Origin of the sequence: Bacillus sp. E214 (genome assembly GCF_008087365.1) — a bacterium.
In the GTDB taxonomy this organism is placed as follows: domain Bacteria; phylum Bacillota; class Bacilli; order Bacillales; family Pradoshiaceae; genus Pradoshia.
The window spans coordinates 232527-249987 of the sequence record NZ_VENN01000003.1; the positions used below are offsets into that span (position 1 = coordinate 232527).

A 17461-nucleotide genomic window follows, 5' to 3' on the forward strand; every position below is an offset into this window, starting at 1 on the left:
TATGAAGGTGCTAATGAATGGGGACATTAAGGCAGTAAAAGGAGGTATTCTTATACCAAAAGGATATCAGGCAGAAGGAATCCATGCAGGCTTACGCTACGCGCGTAATGATCTAGCTATTTTATATTCGACTGTTCCAGCGAATGCAGCAGCCGTATATACGTTAAACACTTACCAGGCAGCTCCAATCCTTGTTACTAAGGAAAGTTTGAAAATAGAAGGAAAACTGCAGGCAGTCGTAGTAAATAGTGCGTGCGCTAACGCTTGTACCGGAGAACGTGGATTGAAGGATGCCTATTGTATGCGATCACATGTAGCGGATAAATTACACATACCTCCGTCCTACGTGGCGGTTGCTTCTACTGGAGTGATTGGTGAATTTTTAGAGATTGATAAGATATGCACTGGAATTGAAAATATTCATCTGACAGATCAGGAGGCGGGAGCTGAACATTTTGAAGAGGCTATTCTGACAACGGATACAAAGACCAAGAGCTGTGCTTTTCAAACTATAATCGATGGGGTTGTCGTTTCAATGGGAGGAGCGGCAAAGGGATCTGGCATGATTCATCCTAATATGGCAACGATGCTTGGGTTTATTACAACGGATGCAAATGTGGAACAGAGTTCCTTGCAAAGAGCATTAAGAACTGTGACAAATGTTTCGTTTAATCAAATTACAGTCGATGGAGATACTTCAACCAATGATATGGTTGTTGTTATGGCAAATGGAATGGCAGAAAATCAAATGCTCTCTGAAAAGCATCCGGAGTGGAATCGCTTTGTATATTTATTAAAAGAGGTTTCCGAATCGTTGGCAAAACAAATCGCGCGTGATGGTGAAGGTGCCACCAAGCTGGTTGAAGTGGTTGTAAAAGGAGCAGAAACAGACCAAGAGGCTCAAGCACTTGCAAAAACAGTCATAGGATCAAATTTAGTGAAAACAGCTGTTTATGGGGCCGATGCCAATTGGGGCAGGATTGTCGGAGCGATGGGGAGAAGCAATATCCCTTTTAATCAGGACCGGGTAAGCATTTTTTTCGGACCGGTGGAGGTTCTCCATTTTGGTGCACCCATTATTTTTGATGAGGAAAAAGCTCGTGATTATTTACTAGGCAATGAAGTCCAAATCAGAATCGAATTGACAGATGGACTCGGCACCGGAACTGCATGGGGATGCGACCTTACGTATGATTATGTAAAAATTAATGCAAGCTATCGAACTTAAGGGGAGATGTTTGGATGAAGATAATTGTTGTCAAATGCGGGGGAAGCATTATTGATCAATTAACCGATCATTTTTTCAATAGTTTAAGGGAACTGGAGGATAAAGGATATTCCTTTGTATTCGTCCATGGGGGCGGACCAGATATAAATGATATGCTCGCTAAATTTGAGATCCCTGTTCAGTTTGAAAAGGGTTTAAGAAAAACATCTGTCAAGGTCCTTGAGATAGCAGAGCTTGTCCTTGCTGGGAAGACGAATAGGCAGCTTGTGCATAAATTACAATCAAAAGGGTTTCAAACAATCGGAATAAATGGGTCGGACGGATTCATATTAGAGGCGGAGTATATTAATAAAGCAGAGCTTGGTGAGGTAGGAATGATTAAAAAGGTAAACAGCCATCTTTTAGAGAGTCTGTTATCGAATGGGGTCTATCCCGTACTCACCCCGATTTCCATGTCAAAAGAAGGACGAAAGCTTAATGTAAATGCAGATTCCGCTGCTGGTGCTGTTGCGGCAGCCCTAAGAGCTGAAATGTGCATTTTTATAACGGATGTCAATGGAATAAGGAATGGTACAAAAACCATTGAGCATATAACAGAATCAGAAATCACCCAAATGATTGATCAGGGAACGATATATGGTGGGATGATTCCAAAAGTGCAGGCTGCTTTATCTGCTAAAAAGCAAGGTGCGTCAACAATATTAATTACAAGCGGTGTATCCAGATTCTTTGCTGATGAAAAATGGCAGGGTACATTCCTTGGAGCTGAGGAGAGGGTGATGTGATGTCTGCGCTATTACCGGTCTACAAAAAATGGGATATCACACCAATAAAAGCGGATGGCTCATGGATTGAAGCAGAGGGCGGAAAGAAATATCTTGATTTTACATCCGGTATTGGTGTGGTTAATCTCGGGCATAAAAATGATGAAGTCAAAAAATCTGTCGAGGCACAAATGGAACTGTTCTGGCATACGTCCAATTTGTTTCAGCTTCCCATCCAGGAAGAAGTGGCATTAAAGCTGAACGAGCTTACCGGATTGGATGGTGTTTTCTTTTGCAATAGCGGTGCAGAAGCAAATGAAGCGGCACTAAAGCTGGCCAGAAGAGCAACTGGAAAAACGAAAATCATTACATTCCAACAATCTTTTCACGGTCGTACATTTGGAGCAATGGCTGCTACTGGACAAAGTAGTATCCATGATGGATTTGGCCCATTACTGGAAGGCTTTGTTTATGTTCCATTTAATGATATTGATGCAGTCCATAAGGCTATAGATGAAGATGTAGCGGCTATTATGGTAGAGATCATTCAAGGTGAAGGCGGGATTATTCTTATTGATGAGGGCTTTTTAAAGAGTATTAACCAACTATGCAATGAGAACAATATATTGCTGATTATTGATGAAGTTCAAACGGGAAATGGGAGAACAGGCTATCCTTATGCTTATTTAAAGTATAAGGGAATCAAACCGGATATTGTGACCACAGCTAAGGGTCTTGCTAATGGTCTGCCCATAGGTGCGATGGTAGCCAAAAAAGAGCTGAAAGAATCATTCGGCAAAGGTGTTCATGGTTCTACCTTTGGCGGAAATCCAGTATCATTGGCGGCAAGCAAAGTGGTGTTGAATCAAATAAGCAATCCTCAATTTTTAGCAGAAATCAGAGATAAAGCTGAGTGGTTTATTAGTGAACTGAAGATAGCAGCCGAGGATATCCCGGTTATAAAAGAGATCAGGGGAGAGGGTCTGATGATCGGGATTGAATTAAAGGAAGAAGTAGCTCCCTATATTAAACAAATAATTGAACATCAATTATTTGTCTTACAAGCCGGCTCGCATGTGATTCGTTTGCTTCCTCCGTTGACTGTTTCACGAGATGAGCTTTTATTAGCTTTAGCCATTTTAAAGGAAGTATGCAAAACCAATCTAACAATGACGAAGGCCTAAGTTATCTGATGCCTCGTTCGTATAGTCTATAAATTTCAAGTGAGAGGAAAGGCAGATATGAAACTACTGTATGGAACTAAACGAATAATCAGTCAAAAAGATTTTTTATCCATGGAAGCCATTACGGCGCAGCAATTGAATGAATTATTGGAGCTCGCAATGGATTTAAAAGAAAGGCTAAATAAAGGATATTTGGATACCCCATTAAAGGGGAAAATATTGGGGATGATCTTTGAAAAAAATTCAACAAGGACACGGGTTTCTTTCGAAGCAGGCATGCTTCAGCTAGGGGGTCATGCCATTTTCTTAAGTAGAAATGACACGCAGCTTGGCAGAGGTGAACCGATTTCAGACACAGCACAAGTGTTATCAGAATATGTGGATGCAATCATGATACGTACTACTGGCCATGATAGAGCGGAAACATTGGCAACAAGCTCCAGTGTGCCGGTTATTAACGGATTGACTGACCTTGAGCATCCATGCCAGGCATTGGCTGACTTGTTAACGATTAAGGAAGAGAAAGGAACTCTCCAGGGAATCAAGCTCGCTTATATCGGTGATGGGAATAATGTTGCCAATTCTTTGATGATGGCTGCTGTTAAATCGGGTATGCAAATTGCGATTGCAACGCCTCCTGGTTATGAACCAGATCCTCTTTTGGTCGAGAAAGCTATGACTGAAGCAATAATCAATGGAGGGAAAATAGAACTGTTTCACGATCCAGAGGCTGCTGTTAAGGAAGCTGATGTTATTTATTGTGATGTTTGGACCAGCATGGGCCAAGAAAAAGAAAATGAAAAAAGGCTGGAAGATTTTAAAAAATTTCAGGTAAATGAGCAATTGGCTGCTGGCGCCAAACTCGATTATTTATTTATGCACTGCTTACCAGCACATCGCGGTGAAGAGGTGACATCTTCCATTATTGACTCATCTAATTCCATTGTCATTAAACAGGCGGGAAATCGTTTACATGCTCAAAAAGCACTTTTGGTTGATTTAATGGTCAAACCTAACTAATAGTTGAACAATAATTGGGGATTCTAGAACAAAAGGAGGGATTTTTTTGGGACAGAATCGTCATTTTAAACATGGACAAAAGGCACCAAATAATGGTGAATATATCGAAATAGGGGAGACTGGCAGCAATGTCGTTAACCCAAAGAAGATTAAGCTGAAAGCAGGAGAGTATTTTCCTGAGACAACCAATGATGATCGTCATTGGACATATGTATCAAAAAAGGGCCGCTAATTAGCGGCCCTTTTTTGAAAATGAATTAATGTCCGGATTCCTGTACCGGATCATTTGGTATTACAGCTGAAACCACTAAAATTAATAGGGTAATGACCACACTAAGAATGGAAGCTGTATTGAAATCGTATTTACCGCCTTCAACCATTGAGCTTGTTACATAAATCACCATATGTGTTAATGCAAATGTCCATATAAATGTCAAAATATATTTCAATTTTCTCACCCCGTTCATCTACAATCCGTTATTATTTTATCATACCATACGTAACACTGGAAACAATTTAAATTATTTAGGTAAATATGGTTTGTACTTTATTACTTTGGGTTTTATCATAACATAGCCCAAAATGCAATTGATTATGAATACAAGTTAAAAAATAAATGGTTATTCTAAGCAATCAGAGAGATAAATAGCCCGGACAAATTGATTTATAGTGACATACATTAACATGGACTAAGGTTATTTGAGGGGAAAGCTATGATAAATCACAAAACGTTTCAACTGAATAAAGAATGGACAACCATTTTTTACCCGGAACAACCGAGTGGCTTTGCCATTATGTTACTCGGTGGAGATAAGCATTATATAAATGAAAAAGCTAATTTTTGGCTGGATCATCCAGGCAAAAAACAAATGCTTGAGTATCTGTTGAAGAGAGGGTATACGGTTTTTAGCTCTTATTTATCCGGTGCGCATTGGGGTAATGCTGAAGCTGCAGATTTAGCTATGGAAATGTATGCATTTTTTATCCGCAAGGAAATCGTAAACGAAAGAATTCATATCATAGCGGAAGGAACTGGCGCGTTGGTGTTAGATACAATTTGTCATAAATTAAAAGAAAAAGTACGATCTGTTGTATTACTAAATCCCATATTATCCGTAAAACAGAGCTATGAAAAAGAAGAAATAAATAAATTTTTCTTTAAGAAAATGAAAAAAGAATTGTACCAAGCCTACCATTTGGATGATCATACATTTAAAGAATGGATGGAGAAGAAGCCGGATACGACATTAGGAAAAGATATGCCGGTCTTAATCGTGCACGTCCTCGATAGGCTGGAAAGCAACCTGCCGGTTAAATATAGCTCATTCATTAACAATCATCCTTCATCAGAAATTAAGTATATTACACCGGAAAAAAGATATATTATTCCTTATCAAATCAATTCCTTTTTTAAAAACCATGAAAAAGATTTATAAATCTGAATAACCCTCGGGTTGGTTTAATACATTTATATAAACCGACAGGGGGTTTTTATATGCCTGAACATATTGTTCTGTCTCCGTATTCCTTTGTTGGATTTGAGATATGCAATAGGTTAATGGAAGAGGGTGTAGAGGTTATTGGGGTGGATCTACCTGTTTTGGTCGATCCAAAAGAAAAGGAAGAAAAAGAATTATTTTTAGGTAGAAATTCAAATTTCAAAGTAAAGAAACATGATCAGGTTATTAATGAAATAAAGGATGGCTATTTTTTTTATATTACTGATATGGATAATGAGTGTGAAAAATGGCTTGAATATGTAGAAAAAATCCCTAAAAAAATTGAGGATACGTTTATTTATGTAGGTATGGATAAAGAGGGATTGGTTAACAAGGATATTCCTAATCGAGTGGATACCACTATCATATTGCCAACCGTATACGGTCCATGGCAGCCGGAAAATACCGTCTTTTACAATTGTCTTAGTCAATCTCAATTTCCTTTTGAGCTATATGATTTAGAAAACAAAAGAGATGCTATCTATATAAGCGATGCCATTACAGCTATTTTTGAAATATCAAAATTTGAGCATGGAATCTACCAGGTTCAATCTGATATAAAAGAACATTGGCACCTTTTATTAAAAGAGCTTGGTTATCGGATTATCGCAGAAACTGGTGAAAAGCGAAATCCTGACCTTCAAAAGCTGAACATTAGGGAATATTTAGCGGTAACAAAAATATCCCCGCATGTGGGGATCAATTTAGTTAAGCAGCATATAAGGATTAGGAACCTCATGAGCTATTAGAATACTTTTTATATAATCGCCCCTTTCTACCATGATTAAGGGGTTTTTACAATTATTTGGAAAGGCGGTGGTTAACATGAAGAGGAAGCTTGAATATATGGCAATGGGCATGAAACACTATTCAGAAATCAAAAAGAAATTAAGTGAAGCGGGCTTAGATATAGATCGTCAACAATTACAGCCATTTATGGACATTTTCTTTACGGTTATGGATGAGGCTTATGAAAAAGGATATAAAGATGGTCGTTTAAAAAAAGGTGAGTGAAAGTCCTTCACTTGATTAAATTTGTAAATTTACTTATAAGGGATGGAATCTTTTTGAAATAAGGACTCAATTCGCTGATAGTGGACATTAGAACATCAGATTGTTCCATCAGTCTAGTGAAATCAATATTGGATGCTTGCTGTTCTTCAGGGGGAGGATCTTCCTTCGCCTGATTTTTCGTATGACGATCACCAAACATAAATCGAATAAAAGCCTCCTGATTGTCTGACCTGTTTCTATGATCATTGTTCAAGACATTCACCTCGTTTTTCACATATTCTTACTAATTAATGTATGTTGATATTGCTGGCTTGTATGGACATTCATTCATCTTTTTCGGAAAATTTGTTGCAATAAGGATTGATTTCTTTTAGAATTAGTACCAAGTCATAATATCAAATAATATAATCAGATGAATATAGCAAGAGGGGTGTAAGGATGAATGCTGGCATAATCGGAATTGGCAAATATCTTCCTGAAAACGTGGTAACAAACTTTGATTTGGAAAAAAAGATTGATACGTCAGATGAATGGATCCGAACACGCACTGGAATAGAAGAAAGAAGAATTGCCGATGATACCGTTGATTCTTCACATATGGCCTACGAGGCAGCAGTCAGGGCGATGGAGAATGCTGGAGTGACTGCTGAGGAAATTGAATTAATTCTAGTGGCAACTGTCACACCGGACCAATCCTTTCCTACAGTTTCCTGTATGATTCAAGAAAGATTGGGCGCAGTTAATGCAGCAGCTATGGATATTAGTGCAGCCTGTGCAGGATTTACCTATGGAATTGTAACTGCAAGTCAATTTATTAGGACAGGCAGCTATCGCACAATCTTGGTAGTAGGTGTGGAAAAGCTTTCAAAAATTACGGATTGGAATGACCGTAATACGGCTGTACTATTCGGAGACGGAGCAGGAGCAGCAGTATTGGGTCCTGTCAGTGATGGAAAGGGCATTCTATCTTTCGAGCTTGGAGCGGACGGTTCTGGTGGCATTCATTTAGAGAAAAAGCAAGATTATCTCACGATGAATGGCCGGGAAGTGTATAAGTTTGCAGTTAGACAAATGGGTGAATCATCCATCAATGTTTTAAATAAAGCAGGTTTGACAAAAGAGGATGTAGACTTTTTAATTCCGCATCAAGCAAATATACGAATTATGGAAGCTGCGAGACAAAGATTGGAGCTTCCAATTGAAAAGATGTCCAAAACGATTCATAAATATGGCAACACATCGTCATCTACTATTCCGATTGCGCTTGCTGAAGAAGTGGAAGCAGGAAAAATAAAAGACGGTGATTTGCTCGTATTAGTTGGTTTTGGAGCCGGTTTAACATGGGGAGCAGTTGCGATGCGATGGGGCAAATAAGAAAAGCCGAGATTAACTCAAGGAGAGATTGTAATGGAGAGTAAACGTGTAGTTGTGACAGGTATGGGGACCATATCACCTTTAGGCAATACTATCCGGGAGAACTGGGAAAACTTAGTGGCCGGAGTTTCAGGAATCGGGCCATTAACCAGAGTTAATGCGGATGAGTACCCTGCTAAGACAGCGGGGGAAGTAAAAAACTTTGAGATAACAGATATTATTGATCGGAAAGAAGCTAGAAAAATGGACCGGTTCACCCATTATGCGATTGCAGCATCAAAAATGGCAGTTGAGGATGCTAAATTGGAGATTACTCCTGAGAACGCAAATCGTGTTGGTGTATGGATTGGTTCCGGAATTGGCGGCATGGAGACATTCGAACAGCAATATGAAACATTTCAAAAAAGAGGCTATCGTAGGGTCAGTCCATTTTTTGTGCCGATGCTTATTCCGGACATGGCTGCAGGACAAGTATCCATACTTCTCGGAGCTAAAGGGGTAAATTCCTGTACGGTGACAGCATGTGCTACAGGAACGAATTCAATCGGAGATGCGTTTAAAGTTATCCAGCGCGGTGATGCGGATGTGATGATTACAGGAGGTGCGGAAGCCCCTATCACGAAAATGTCTGTAGCTGGTTTCTGTGCGAATACTGCTTTATCCTCTAACCCAGATCCTAAAACATCAAGCCGTCCATTTGATAAAAATCGAGATGGATTTGTTATTGGAGAAGGTTCAGGCATTCTCGTACTTGAGGAATTATCACATGCAATTGCGAGAAATGCGCCGATATATGCTGAAATTGTCGGATATGGATCAACAGGGGATGCCCATCATATAACCGCTCCAGCCCCTGAAGGAGAAGGTGGCGCAAGAGCGATGAAAATGGCTATTGATGATGCAGGTCTTGATCCGGAACAGATTGATTATATTAATGCTCATGGAACAAGCACAGAATACAATGATTCCTATGAAACGATGGCCATTAAAACAGTCTTTGGTGATCACGCTTATAAACTGGCAGTAAGTTCAACAAAATCGATGACCGGTCATTTATTGGGAGCAGCAGGTGGCGTTGAAGCAGTCTATACGGTTTTGGCAATCAAGAATGGTATCATTCCACCGACTATTAATCTTGAAACACCGGATCCCGTGTGTGATCTTGATTATGTCCCGGGTGAAGCAAGAAAACGCCAAGTTGACTGTGCGATGAGTAATTCACTTGGATTTGGCGGCCACAATGCCACAATCGTTTTTAAAAAATATAACGGATAGAAAACTTCAAGCGGCCTCTCTTTTTGGTTCATCTACCAAAAAGGGAGGCTATTTTGATTCCCATAAAATATATCCTTTCATATAATGCTCTATTCAAATATAAACAGGATAGGTGAATGGGATGGGAGTTATCAGAACGGATAAATGGTTGGAGGAGTCCTTTAATGATCGGTTAAAAATAGAAGAGAATATTTTAGACACAGTAAATATGCGAGAACATGTTCTAATTGAAGTTTTAAATAGAATTGGCCTATACCAGCCCAACCTAAAAACAAACAAGACATATCAAAATATGAAGGAACGGAAGGTGTGGCATAGAATCGCACTTTATCATAAAAAATATAAAAAAGCATGGGATGGTCCGGATATTCCTATTTTCCTATTTCCGATGGCAAGTGAAGTGTTCAGCTTATTTCGCTCTCCCAATAAACATAAATCAGGGATTGCTTTCATTGATAAATTGTTTTTATTTATATCGGAGAAGGTGAAGGATAAAGAACTGGAAGCTCTATTTGTCCATGAATATCATCATACAACGAGATTGGAATCCCTGGGGGGGCAGGTTAAGCATAGATTGGCAGACTCTATTATTATGGAGGGTCTTGCAGAATTTGCGGTATCAGAATATTGCGGTGAATCGTATTTGGCGCCTTGGATAACCAATTATCAAACGAAGGAAATCGAAGAACTGATTACAGAAAAATTCAAACCGAACTTTGATATGAAGCGATCTGATCCCCTTCATGATAAGTTGTTATTTGGGCATGGTACAATGCCAAAAATGGCCGGATATGCGGCAGGTTACAAACTTGTAAAGGATTATGCAGATCTTCATTCCATGAAGACTAGGGATATGATTGGTCTTTCTACTGATAAAATAATCAATGGATAATTCACTATGCAAAGAAAATCAATTTGCCACTCATACAAGGAATATTTTACAGGAAACTTGCCTATAATGATTGACAAATAGGATAGAAGTGAGGGATATTCGGGAATGTTGTATCTCCATGATGTTTGGGTAAATTGGTTTGAAGGTGAAGAAAACAGTTATAACATTTGCAGCTTTCACGAGTGGAGGAAAGAGGATACGGTTGAGTTACTTGACCAGGTTCCGCTTTTGAAGTTGGAGCCGGTTCTTTTTCACTACATTGAAAATGATTTATTGGAATTGCCTTCAAGTCTTCTACAGGATGTTTATAAGAAGGCGTATATTCGGAAGAATCATGAAAGACTTCCGATGGATTATTGTTTTGTTGCTACAGATGGGACAGGCATCATTGCTATTGATACGATAGGATACACCATACCAATCCGAAAGAGTAGATTAATTCCAAGGCAGGAGCAATTGGCTTATGATATGGTACGTAATGTGGATGCGCATCAGTATGACTATCAGTCAATGATTACAGATTATCAGAAGAAAGAGTATCATATCCTTTCCCCATCTCCTGATTTTATGCTGGGGTTAACACGCAAGGAACGTCAATTAAAGCAATTATTGTTCATGGTACTTGATCAATTAAAAAGTTCAAGCAATACAGCTGAAATTCGTTATTGGTATACAGAATGGGCGCCTGAACAATATTCAACAGTTTTAAAAATGGATTTTGATGAAATATGGCACAAGCTATACTCGGAAATGAAGATAGGCTGGTCAGAAAAACACGCCATGTTATGTGAACGTTTAATAAAAGGCCAACCATTTTTCGAAAAGCTCTGGGAAATAGAAGTAGGAGATCGACCATCCATGCTGTAATGGATGGTTTTTTTATATAAAAAGCTTATGACTCAAGCTCCTAGGAGCCGAAGCTAGATTAAGTAAAAAGCTGAGGCGACTGTTCAGCTCCGACAAGCATAAGAGGAGGCACGTAGGGAGGCGCTCTTTCCTCCCGTAGTGGCTACACTTATGACCTCGAGGAGCTAGGAGCCGAAGCTAGATTGAATAAAAACCTGAAACTAACTTAAGGAACGAAAACTAAAAGCGCCACATCGTGTGGCAACGTCTTTGTGACCAACATGCTGTTGGCCTCCGTAGTGGCTACACTTATGACCTCGAGGAGCTAGGAGCCGAAGCTAGATTGAATAAAAGCTGAAACTAACTTAAGGAACGAAGACTAAAAGCGCCACATCGTGTGGCAACGTCTTTGTGACCAACATCCTGTTGGCCTCCGCAGAGTATTTGCTTATGACTCGAGTTCCTAGGCCCTGAAGCCGAATATAATAAAAAAGTGCTGAAGCTAGATTCAATACAAATCTAGCTTCAGCACTTTAATTTAGAACAATCTTTATCTTCTTTTACGACCTAAACCAATTGCGTTTTTCATTTTTCGTAATGTTTTATTAGCAGCTTTATTTGCCTCGAGAGCTCCTTTGTCGAGGATTTCATCCAATTCAGGGGAATTCAGTAATTCCTGATGACGTTCCTGAATAGGTAGTAGTGTTTCAACCACTACATTGGCAACCTCTGCTTTAAAATCTCCATATCCCTTACCTACAAAGCGTTTTTCAATGGATTCTATGCTTTCACCGCTTAGTGCAGAGTGAATGGATAGAAGGTTTGAAATACCTGGTTTATTTTCCTTGTCGAATTTCACGATTCCTTCTGAATCCGTAACCGCACTCTTGATTTTCTTCTCAACCTGCTTTAGATCATCTAATAAAGAAATAGTTGATTTTTTATTTGGATCGGATTTGCTCATTTTTTTGGTTGGCTCCTGTAAAGCCATGATTCGCGCCCCTGAAGCAGGTAGTTGGATATCAGGGATTGTAAAGACATCTCCATATTTTTTATTGAAGCGTTCAGCAATATCACGTGTCAATTCAACATGCTGTTTTTGATCATCGCCTACTGGAACAATGTTGGTTTGATATAAAAGGATATCAGCAGCCATCAATGGAGGATAAGTCAGAAGACCGGCTGAAACAGATACCTGTGATTTAGATTTATCTTTATATTGAGTCATTCGCTCAAGTTCACCAATAGAAGTATTACATTGCATAATCCATCCGGCTTCTGTATGAGCGGGAACCTCAGATTGGATAAAAATTGTCGCTTTCTCAGGATCAATCCCAACAGCCAGATAAAGGGCTGCAAGATTTCGAATGTTCTTTCTTAGTTCGAGGCGATCCTGCGGAACCGTAATCGCATGGTGATCAACTATGCAAAAGTAACAATGGGAATCATTTTGCAATTCTACGAACTGCCGTAATGCTCCTATATAATTACCAAGGGTCACCAGACCGGTTGGCTGAATGCCAGAAAAAATAATACTCATTTTCATTCTCCTTTCAATATAAAAAATCCCATTCGTCTCCACTATTAAAAGGGACGAATGGGATTCGCGGTACCACCCTAATTGTTTACGTTCTATACATAAACCACTCAGGAATATCCAAAAAGATATTCTTGCCCAGTAACGCGGGCAAACGTCCTGTCATACTGTCATTTTTCCTACAGGAGGCTTAAAAGTCCATTCAGGTATACGGGCTGTTTGTTCGCAGCAACCACAAACTCTCTGAAAACCTTGTACTACCTTACTACTCTTTGTCATAGCCTATAATAAATATTAAGTAATGATATTCTACTTAAACCTGATTAGAAAAGCAACTATCCAAAGAAAATAATTGAGCAAATAAAGGTAATGACACATGAAAAGATACCTGCATAAAGTAAAGGGCTAGTCCAGGAAAAGGTAAGTACCTCCATATTCGGGCCTTTATCTTTAGAATCGCCTTCTAGTTCAGATATATATTCTTCTTTTTTTGAATTGATTTTCCAGAATTTTTTAAACGAGTAGGAAAAGAAAGAAAAGAAACCTCCTCCTATTACATATAGGAGAGCGCCGGCACAAACATAAAAGAGGCCTATCATAAAATAGCTATCAATCAATGAAAGCAGAAAGGGACTTTTTATATTAATTGAATAGATAATTGAAATTAGAAGGCTGATACCGTTTAATAAAAGAAATTTTTTTTGTGAAGACTTCATGGGTTTCCTCCGAATATAAGTTGTTTTATAAAGTGTATTTAAATTTTATACCAATAATTTAAAAATTAAAAGTTGCAAGTTTATTTATAAAATTTTATTATATTCATAACGTTTCATTTTAATTAAATATGCTTTTCTGGTTGGAATTATCTGAAAAATATAATTTTTTTGTTTTTATAGGATATTTTACCCAGACATTGGTGTATCAAGGTTTGTTGTTAATTCTTGTATTCGAAATGACATATGTTCGTAAACAAAATGTAAAAAAATGATTGCAAAAAATTCTGAAACGTTTTATGATTGGTTACGAAATCTTCTGAAAATTAGAAGAGTAAAAAATAGGGAGGTCATTTACTAGTATGAAAGCAAAAAAAATCTCATTATTTCTTGTAATGATTCTTGCTTTGAGCACTTTCCTTGCAGCTTGTTCCGGCGGAGACGAAGAGACAGGTAGCAATGATAAAGGTGAAGGCAAGAAAGACGTTGAACAAGTACTTAACTTAGTGGAAACTTCTGAAATTCCGTCTATGGACACTGTAATGGCTACTGACTCTGTTTCTTTCAACGTTATGAACAATACGATGGAAGGTCTTTACCGTTTAGGTGAGGGAGATAAAGTTGTTGCAGGTGTTGCTGAGGGAGATCCAACAGTAAGTGAAGATGGAAAAACTTTCACTATCAAACTGCGCCAAGATGCTAAATGGTCAAATGGTGATCCTGTAACAGCTCACGATTTCATTTATGCTTGGCAAAAAGCTGTAAATCCTGATACTGCTGCTGAATATGCATACATGATGTATGTAATTGAAAATGCAGAAGAAATCAACACTGGTAAAAAGAAAGTGGAAGAGTTAGGTGCTAAAGCGCTTGATGATTACACTCTTGAAATTAAACTAACAAATGCTATCCCTTATTTCCAATCTCTACTTTCTTTCGGAACATTCATGCCACAAAATCAAAAATTTGTTGAAGAACAAGGCGAAAAATTTGGTCTTGAAGCAGATACAACACTTTATAATGGACCATTCACGATGTCTGAGTGGAAACATGAAGAAAGTTTCACACTTTCTAAAAATGATCAATACTGGGATAAAGATACTGTAAAGCTCGAAACAATCAATTTTAAAATCGTAAAAGATACTAATACAGCCGTAAACTTATATGAAACAGGTAAAATTGATCGTGTAGGATTGACTGCTGAAAACGTTGATAACTACAAAGATAGCGAAGAATTCGGTACAGAAAAAGATACTTCTGTATACTTCATTCGTTATAACCAGAAGAACAAAGCATTAGCAAATGTTAATATCCGTAAAGCAATTGATATGGCTTATGACAAGGATGCTTTTGTAAAAACAATCTTAAATAACGGATCTGTACCTGCATACTACTTGGTACCAAGTGATTTTGTTAAAGGTCCGGACGGAAAAGATTTCCGTGACGCTAACGGAGATATGAACGTTACAAATAAAGAAGAAGCTGCAAAGCTTTGGGAACAAGGTTTGAAAGAAATCGGCGAATCCAAAGTTGAACTTGAATTGCTAAATTATGATGGTGACTCTGCTAAGAAAACTGGTGAGTATATCAAAGAACAGCTTGAAACTACTCTTCCAGGACTTACAATTAGCCTTAAGCAACAACCATTCAAGCAAAAACTTGAATTAGAATCTAAAGGTGATTATGACTTCTCTTATGCTGGATGGGGTCCAGATTACCAAGATCCTATGACTTTCATCGATATGTTCGTAACTGATGGAGCTCATAACCAAATGGGATACTCAAATCCTGAGTATGACAAATTGGTTAAAGAAGCTGGATCTACATTATTAAGTGATCTGCCAGCACGTTGGGAAGCTCTTCTAAAAGCAGAAAAAATCCTAATTGAAGAAGATGCGGCCATCAGCCCACTTTATCAACGCGGACTTTCATTCCTATCGAAGGAAAAAGTTAAAAATCTATATAACCACGCCTTTGGCGGAGATTACAGTTACAAGTGGGTATCAATCGAGGAATAATAGCTCGTGTGCCTGAATGGGAGAGTGCATGCCTTAAATGGCCATGTGCTCTCCTTTTCCCTAGTTATGGAATAAAATTCAGAATAAAAAAATAATTGTGATAAACTGAAAAAGGGGGGCTAATAATGCTGCGATATACATTACAACGGATATTCTATATGATTATTACTTTATTTGTTATTACAACTGCTACCTTTTTCTTGATGAAAATGCTGCCGGGATCTCCGCTGAAAAATCAGGAAAAGCTTACTGCTGAACAAAAAGAGATTATTTATGAAAAATATGGACTGAATGACCCAGTGCCGAAGCAGTATGTCACTTATATGACAAACTTAGTTAAAGGGGACTTAGGTACTTCTTTCCAATATGACAACAGACCGGTTACAGAATTAATTGCTACACGTATTCCAAATTCTGCCCATTTGGGTTTTCAAGCTTTGCTGTTTGGAACGATTGTTGGCCTAATGTTAGGAATAGCTGCTGCACTGCGTCATAATACATGGATAGATTATGGTGCCACTGTTATTGCTGTCCTGGGTGTTTCGATCCCATCCTTCGTTTTTGCAGGATTTTTACAGTATTTCTTAGCCGTAGAAAATCAAATCTTCCCGGTTGCTTTCTGGGATGGATTCGAATATACGATCTTGCCAACACTGGCGCTTTCCGCTGGGGTTATAGCAAGCATCGCTCGTTTTATGAGGTCTGAAATGCTAGAAGTTATGGGATCGGATTATATTACTCTTGCAAAAGCAAAGGGTTTATCCGGTGTAGCTGTAGTATTTAAGCATGGTATAAGAAATGCATTGATTCCAATTATTACGATTCTTGGACCAATGGCTGTCAATATTATGACTGGAACACTAATAATTGAACGAATCTTTGCTATTCCTGGATTAGGGGAACAATTTGTTAACTCTATTAATATGAATGATTATCCAACCATTATGGGTACTACGATTTTTTATAGTGCACTATTTATTCTTGTAATCTTCTTGGTGGACATCATGTATGGAATTGTTGATCCTCGTATCCGCCTTGCTGGGGGGAAAAAATAATGGAAAATAATCTAAAGACAGAAAACCTTTCTCCAGAATTATTTAAGGTTGTAGGGCAAGAATCTCATGAAGCAGAGAAAATCGTTCGCCCCAGCCTAACATTTTGGCAGGATGCATGGAGACATTTACTTAAAAATAAAGGTGCAATTTTTGGACTTGTCATGGTTGTGATCTTCGGTCTTTTAGCAATCTTTGCACCAATGACGTCTGGTTACACATATAAGCAACAGGACATAGCAAATTCTAAATTGCCGCCTCGTGTTCAGGGGTTGGAAAATATCAGCTGGCTTCCATTTGATGGTACAGATAAAAATGGTGTGAATGTCTATGAAAAAAATGGTATTGAAGACAGATATCACTGGTTTGGTACAGATGATTTAGGGCGTGACCAATGGACAAGGGTTTGGTACGGCGCAAGGATTTCCTTGTATATCGCTATATTGGCAGCCGTAATTGAGTTTTTCATTGGTGTAACCTATGGAGGGATATCCGGTTTCTTTGGAGGCAGAATTGACGCTGTCATGCAGCGTATTATTGAAGTGCTCGTCGGTATTCCATATCTAATTGTTGTTATTTTAATGATCCTAATTTTCGAAAAACCTGGGGTAATTTCGATTACACTCGCCATGGTTATAACCGGTTGGATAGGAATGGCTCGGATGGTTAGGGGGCAATTCCTGAAATTAAGAGATCAGGAGTATGTTTTGGCTTCGAAAACGCTAGGTGCTTCAAATAGAAGCTTAATATTCAAGCATTTACTACCAAATGTATTAGGACCCATTATTGTTACATCGATGTTTACAATTCCGGGAGCCATATTCACCGAGGCATTCCTAAGCTTTATTGGTCTGGGAATTGCTGCACCTGAAGCTTCTTTGGGTTCTTTAGTAAATGACGGTTTTAGATATATAAAATCATATCCATATTTATTGATCATTCCATCCTTAGCTATCAGTATACTAATCTTAAGCTTTAACTTATTGGCTGATGGTCTCCGTGATGCGCTTGATCCAAAAATGCGAAAATAATAGGGAAGGAGAAT

At 38.5% G+C, this 17461-nt stretch carries 19 protein-coding genes and 1 other annotated feature; of the genes, 15 read left to right on the plus strand and 4 right to left on the minus strand.

Annotated features, from left to right (window positions below):
- Position 1: 1 nt before the first annotated feature.
- From argJ to FHY47_RS13670, 5 genes are read left to right on the plus strand one after another with little or no spacing between them, the layout of a single operon-like run.
- Positions 2-1228: a bifunctional ornithine acetyltransferase/N-acetylglutamate synthase gene (gene argJ / locus FHY47_RS13650; protein ID WP_066101503.1), complete on the plus strand. Its 1227-nt coding sequence runs from the start codon at positions 2-4 to the stop codon at positions 1226-1228.
- Between the two features lie 14 nt (positions 1229-1242).
- Positions 1243-2013, plus strand: a complete 771-nt coding sequence (gene argB, locus FHY47_RS13655) for an acetylglutamate kinase (RefSeq protein ID WP_139891437.1) — start codon at positions 1243-1245, stop codon at positions 2011-2013.
- Positions 2013-3176 (plus strand): acetylornithine transaminase, encoded by a 1164-nt coding sequence (locus FHY47_RS13660; RefSeq protein WP_066101497.1) that lies wholly within the window; start codon positions 2013-2015, stop codon positions 3174-3176. Before argB ends, FHY47_RS13660 begins: the two co-directional genes overlap by 1 nt.
- A 57-nt stretch (positions 3177-3233) precedes the next feature.
- The gene (argF, locus tag FHY47_RS13665) at positions 3234-4196 is read left to right on the plus strand and encodes an ornithine carbamoyltransferase (protein WP_140461155.1); all 963 of its coding nucleotides are present in this window, start codon (positions 3234-3236) and stop codon (positions 4194-4196) included.
- A gap of 46 nt (positions 4197-4242) precedes the next feature.
- Positions 4243-4428 carry a YjzC family protein gene (locus tag FHY47_RS13670; RefSeq protein ID WP_066101493.1) on the plus strand — a complete coding sequence of 62 codons (186 nt, stop codon included), beginning with the start codon at positions 4243-4245 and terminating at the stop codon, positions 4426-4428.
- A 25-nt stretch (positions 4429-4453) separates the two neighbouring features.
- Here FHY47_RS13670 and FHY47_RS13675 read toward each other — a convergent pair whose 3' ends face one another.
- On the minus strand, positions 4454-4645 hold the full coding sequence (locus tag FHY47_RS13675; protein WP_066101490.1) for a YjzD family protein: 192 nt from the start codon (positions 4643-4645) through the stop codon (positions 4454-4456).
- 264 nt (positions 4646-4909) lie between these two features.
- On the opposite strand from FHY47_RS13675, the gene FHY47_RS13680 reads away from it, so the two are divergent.
- From FHY47_RS13680 to FHY47_RS13690, 3 genes are all read left to right on the plus strand, one after another.
- The gene (locus tag FHY47_RS13680) at positions 4910-5632 is read left to right on the plus strand and encodes an alpha/beta fold hydrolase (protein WP_077247958.1); all 723 of its coding nucleotides are present in this window, start codon (positions 4910-4912) and stop codon (positions 5630-5632) included.
- 59 nt (positions 5633-5691) lie between these two features.
- Positions 5692-6444, plus strand: coding sequence for a Rossmann-fold NAD(P)-binding domain-containing protein (locus tag FHY47_RS13685; RefSeq protein ID WP_066101488.1), 753 nt, complete (start codon positions 5692-5694; stop codon positions 6442-6444).
- Positions 6445-6520: 76 nt separating this feature from the next.
- On the plus strand, positions 6521-6709 hold the full coding sequence (locus FHY47_RS13690; RefSeq protein ID WP_066101485.1) for a ComZ family protein: 189 nt from the start codon (positions 6521-6523) through the stop codon (positions 6707-6709).
- A 7-nt stretch (positions 6710-6716) separates the two neighbouring features.
- Here the strand turns inward: FHY47_RS13690 and FHY47_RS13695 are convergent, their stop codons facing one another.
- Positions 6717-6962, minus strand: a complete 246-nt coding sequence (locus FHY47_RS13695; RefSeq protein ID WP_148630882.1) for a hypothetical protein — start codon at positions 6960-6962, stop codon at positions 6717-6719.
- Between the two features lie 185 nt (positions 6963-7147).
- Here FHY47_RS13695 and FHY47_RS13700 point away from each other — a divergent pair, with 185 nt between their 5' ends.
- The 4 genes from FHY47_RS13700 to FHY47_RS13715 all read left to right on the plus strand — a co-directional run bounded on the left by FHY47_RS13700 (position 7148) and on the right by FHY47_RS13715 (position 11117).
- Positions 7148-8083: a beta-ketoacyl-ACP synthase III gene (locus FHY47_RS13700; protein ID WP_066101479.1), complete on the plus strand. Its 936-nt coding sequence runs from the start codon at positions 7148-7150 to the stop codon at positions 8081-8083.
- Positions 8084-8116: 33 nt separating this feature from the next.
- Positions 8117-9358 (plus strand): beta-ketoacyl-ACP synthase II, encoded by a 1242-nt coding sequence (gene fabF, locus FHY47_RS13705; RefSeq protein WP_139891431.1) that lies wholly within the window; start codon positions 8117-8119, stop codon positions 9356-9358.
- A 121-nt stretch (positions 9359-9479) separates the two neighbouring features.
- Positions 9480-10250 (plus strand): DUF2268 domain-containing putative Zn-dependent protease, encoded by a 771-nt coding sequence (locus FHY47_RS13710; RefSeq protein ID WP_066101474.1) that lies wholly within the window; start codon positions 9480-9482, stop codon positions 10248-10250.
- Positions 10251-10355: 105 nt separating this feature from the next.
- Positions 10356-11117, plus strand: a complete 762-nt coding sequence (locus FHY47_RS13715) for a YjbA family protein (protein ID WP_066101471.1) — start codon at positions 10356-10358, stop codon at positions 11115-11117.
- Positions 11118-11646: 529 nt separating this feature from the next.
- Here FHY47_RS13715 and trpS read toward each other — a convergent pair.
- On the minus strand, positions 11647-12636 hold the full coding sequence (gene trpS, locus FHY47_RS13720; RefSeq protein WP_148630884.1) for a tryptophan--tRNA ligase: 990 nt from the start codon (positions 12634-12636) through the stop codon (positions 11647-11649).
- 46 nt (positions 12637-12682) lie between these two features.
- Positions 12683-12921, minus strand: a binding site (T-box leader).
- Positions 12922-12968: 47 nt separating this feature from the next.
- Positions 12969-13349 carry a DUF3899 domain-containing protein gene (locus FHY47_RS19525; RefSeq protein ID WP_077247957.1) on the minus strand — a complete coding sequence of 127 codons (381 nt, stop codon included), beginning with the start codon at positions 13347-13349 and terminating at the stop codon, positions 12969-12971.
- 359 nt (positions 13350-13708) lie between these two features.
- Here FHY47_RS19525 and FHY47_RS13730 point away from each other — a divergent pair, with 359 nt between their 5' ends.
- The 3 genes from FHY47_RS13730 to opp3C all read left to right on the plus strand — a co-directional run bounded on the left by FHY47_RS13730 (position 13709) and on the right by opp3C (position 17447).
- On the plus strand, positions 13709-15364 hold the full coding sequence (locus FHY47_RS13730; RefSeq protein WP_148630886.1) for a peptide ABC transporter substrate-binding protein: 1656 nt from the start codon (positions 13709-13711) through the stop codon (positions 15362-15364).
- Positions 15365-15489: 125 nt separating this feature from the next.
- Entirely contained in the window at positions 15490-16419 is a 930-nt protein-coding gene (gene opp3b, locus FHY47_RS13735) for an oligopeptide ABC transporter permease (RefSeq protein ID WP_066101463.1), read from the plus strand.
- Positions 16419-17447 carry an oligopeptide ABC transporter permease gene (gene opp3C / locus FHY47_RS13740; protein ID WP_066101462.1) on the plus strand — a complete coding sequence of 343 codons (1029 nt, stop codon included), beginning with the start codon at positions 16419-16421 and terminating at the stop codon, positions 17445-17447. The genes opp3b and opp3C overlap by 1 nt, the downstream gene beginning before the upstream one ends.
- The last annotated feature ends 14 nt before the right edge of the window (positions 17448-17461 follow it).

Coding starts and splice junctions, on each gene's coding strand:
- argJ (WP_066101503.1), top strand. CDS start 2: ATGAAGGTGCTAATGAATGGGGACATTAAGGCAGTAAAAGGAGGTATT.
- argB (WP_139891437.1), top strand. CDS start 1,243: ATGAAGATAATTGTTGTCAAATGCGGGGGAAGCATTATTGATCAATTA.
- FHY47_RS13660 (WP_066101497.1), top strand. CDS start 2,013: ATGTCTGCGCTATTACCGGTCTACAAAAAATGGGATATCACACCAATA.
- argF (WP_140461155.1), top strand. CDS start 3,234: ATGAAACTACTGTATGGAACTAAACGAATAATCAGTCAAAAAGATTTT.
- FHY47_RS13680 (WP_077247958.1), top strand. CDS start 4,910: ATGATAAATCACAAAACGTTTCAACTGAATAAAGAATGGACAACCATT.
- FHY47_RS13685 (WP_066101488.1), top strand. CDS start 5,692: ATGCCTGAACATATTGTTCTGTCTCCGTATTCCTTTGTTGGATTTGAG.
- FHY47_RS13690 (WP_066101485.1), top strand. CDS start 6,521: ATGAAGAGGAAGCTTGAATATATGGCAATGGGCATGAAACACTATTCA.
- FHY47_RS13700 (WP_066101479.1), top strand. CDS start 7,148: ATGAATGCTGGCATAATCGGAATTGGCAAATATCTTCCTGAAAACGTG.
- fabF (WP_139891431.1), top strand. CDS start 8,117: ATGGAGAGTAAACGTGTAGTTGTGACAGGTATGGGGACCATATCACCT.
- FHY47_RS13710 (WP_066101474.1), top strand. CDS start 9,480: ATGGGAGTTATCAGAACGGATAAATGGTTGGAGGAGTCCTTTAATGAT.
- FHY47_RS13715 (WP_066101471.1), top strand. CDS start 10,356: ATGTTGTATCTCCATGATGTTTGGGTAAATTGGTTTGAAGGTGAAGAA.
- trpS (WP_148630884.1), bottom strand. CDS start 12,636: ATGAGTATTATTTTTTCTGGCATTCAGCCAACCGGTCTGGTGACCCTT.
- FHY47_RS19525 (WP_077247957.1), bottom strand. CDS start 13,349: ATGAAGTCTTCACAAAAAAAATTTCTTTTATTAAACGGTATCAGCCTT.
- FHY47_RS13730 (WP_148630886.1), top strand. CDS start 13,709: ATGAAAGCAAAAAAAATCTCATTATTTCTTGTAATGATTCTTGCTTTG.
- opp3b (WP_066101463.1), top strand. CDS start 15,490: ATGCTGCGATATACATTACAACGGATATTCTATATGATTATTACTTTA.
- opp3C (WP_066101462.1), top strand. CDS start 16,419: ATGGAAAATAATCTAAAGACAGAAAACCTTTCTCCAGAATTATTTAAG.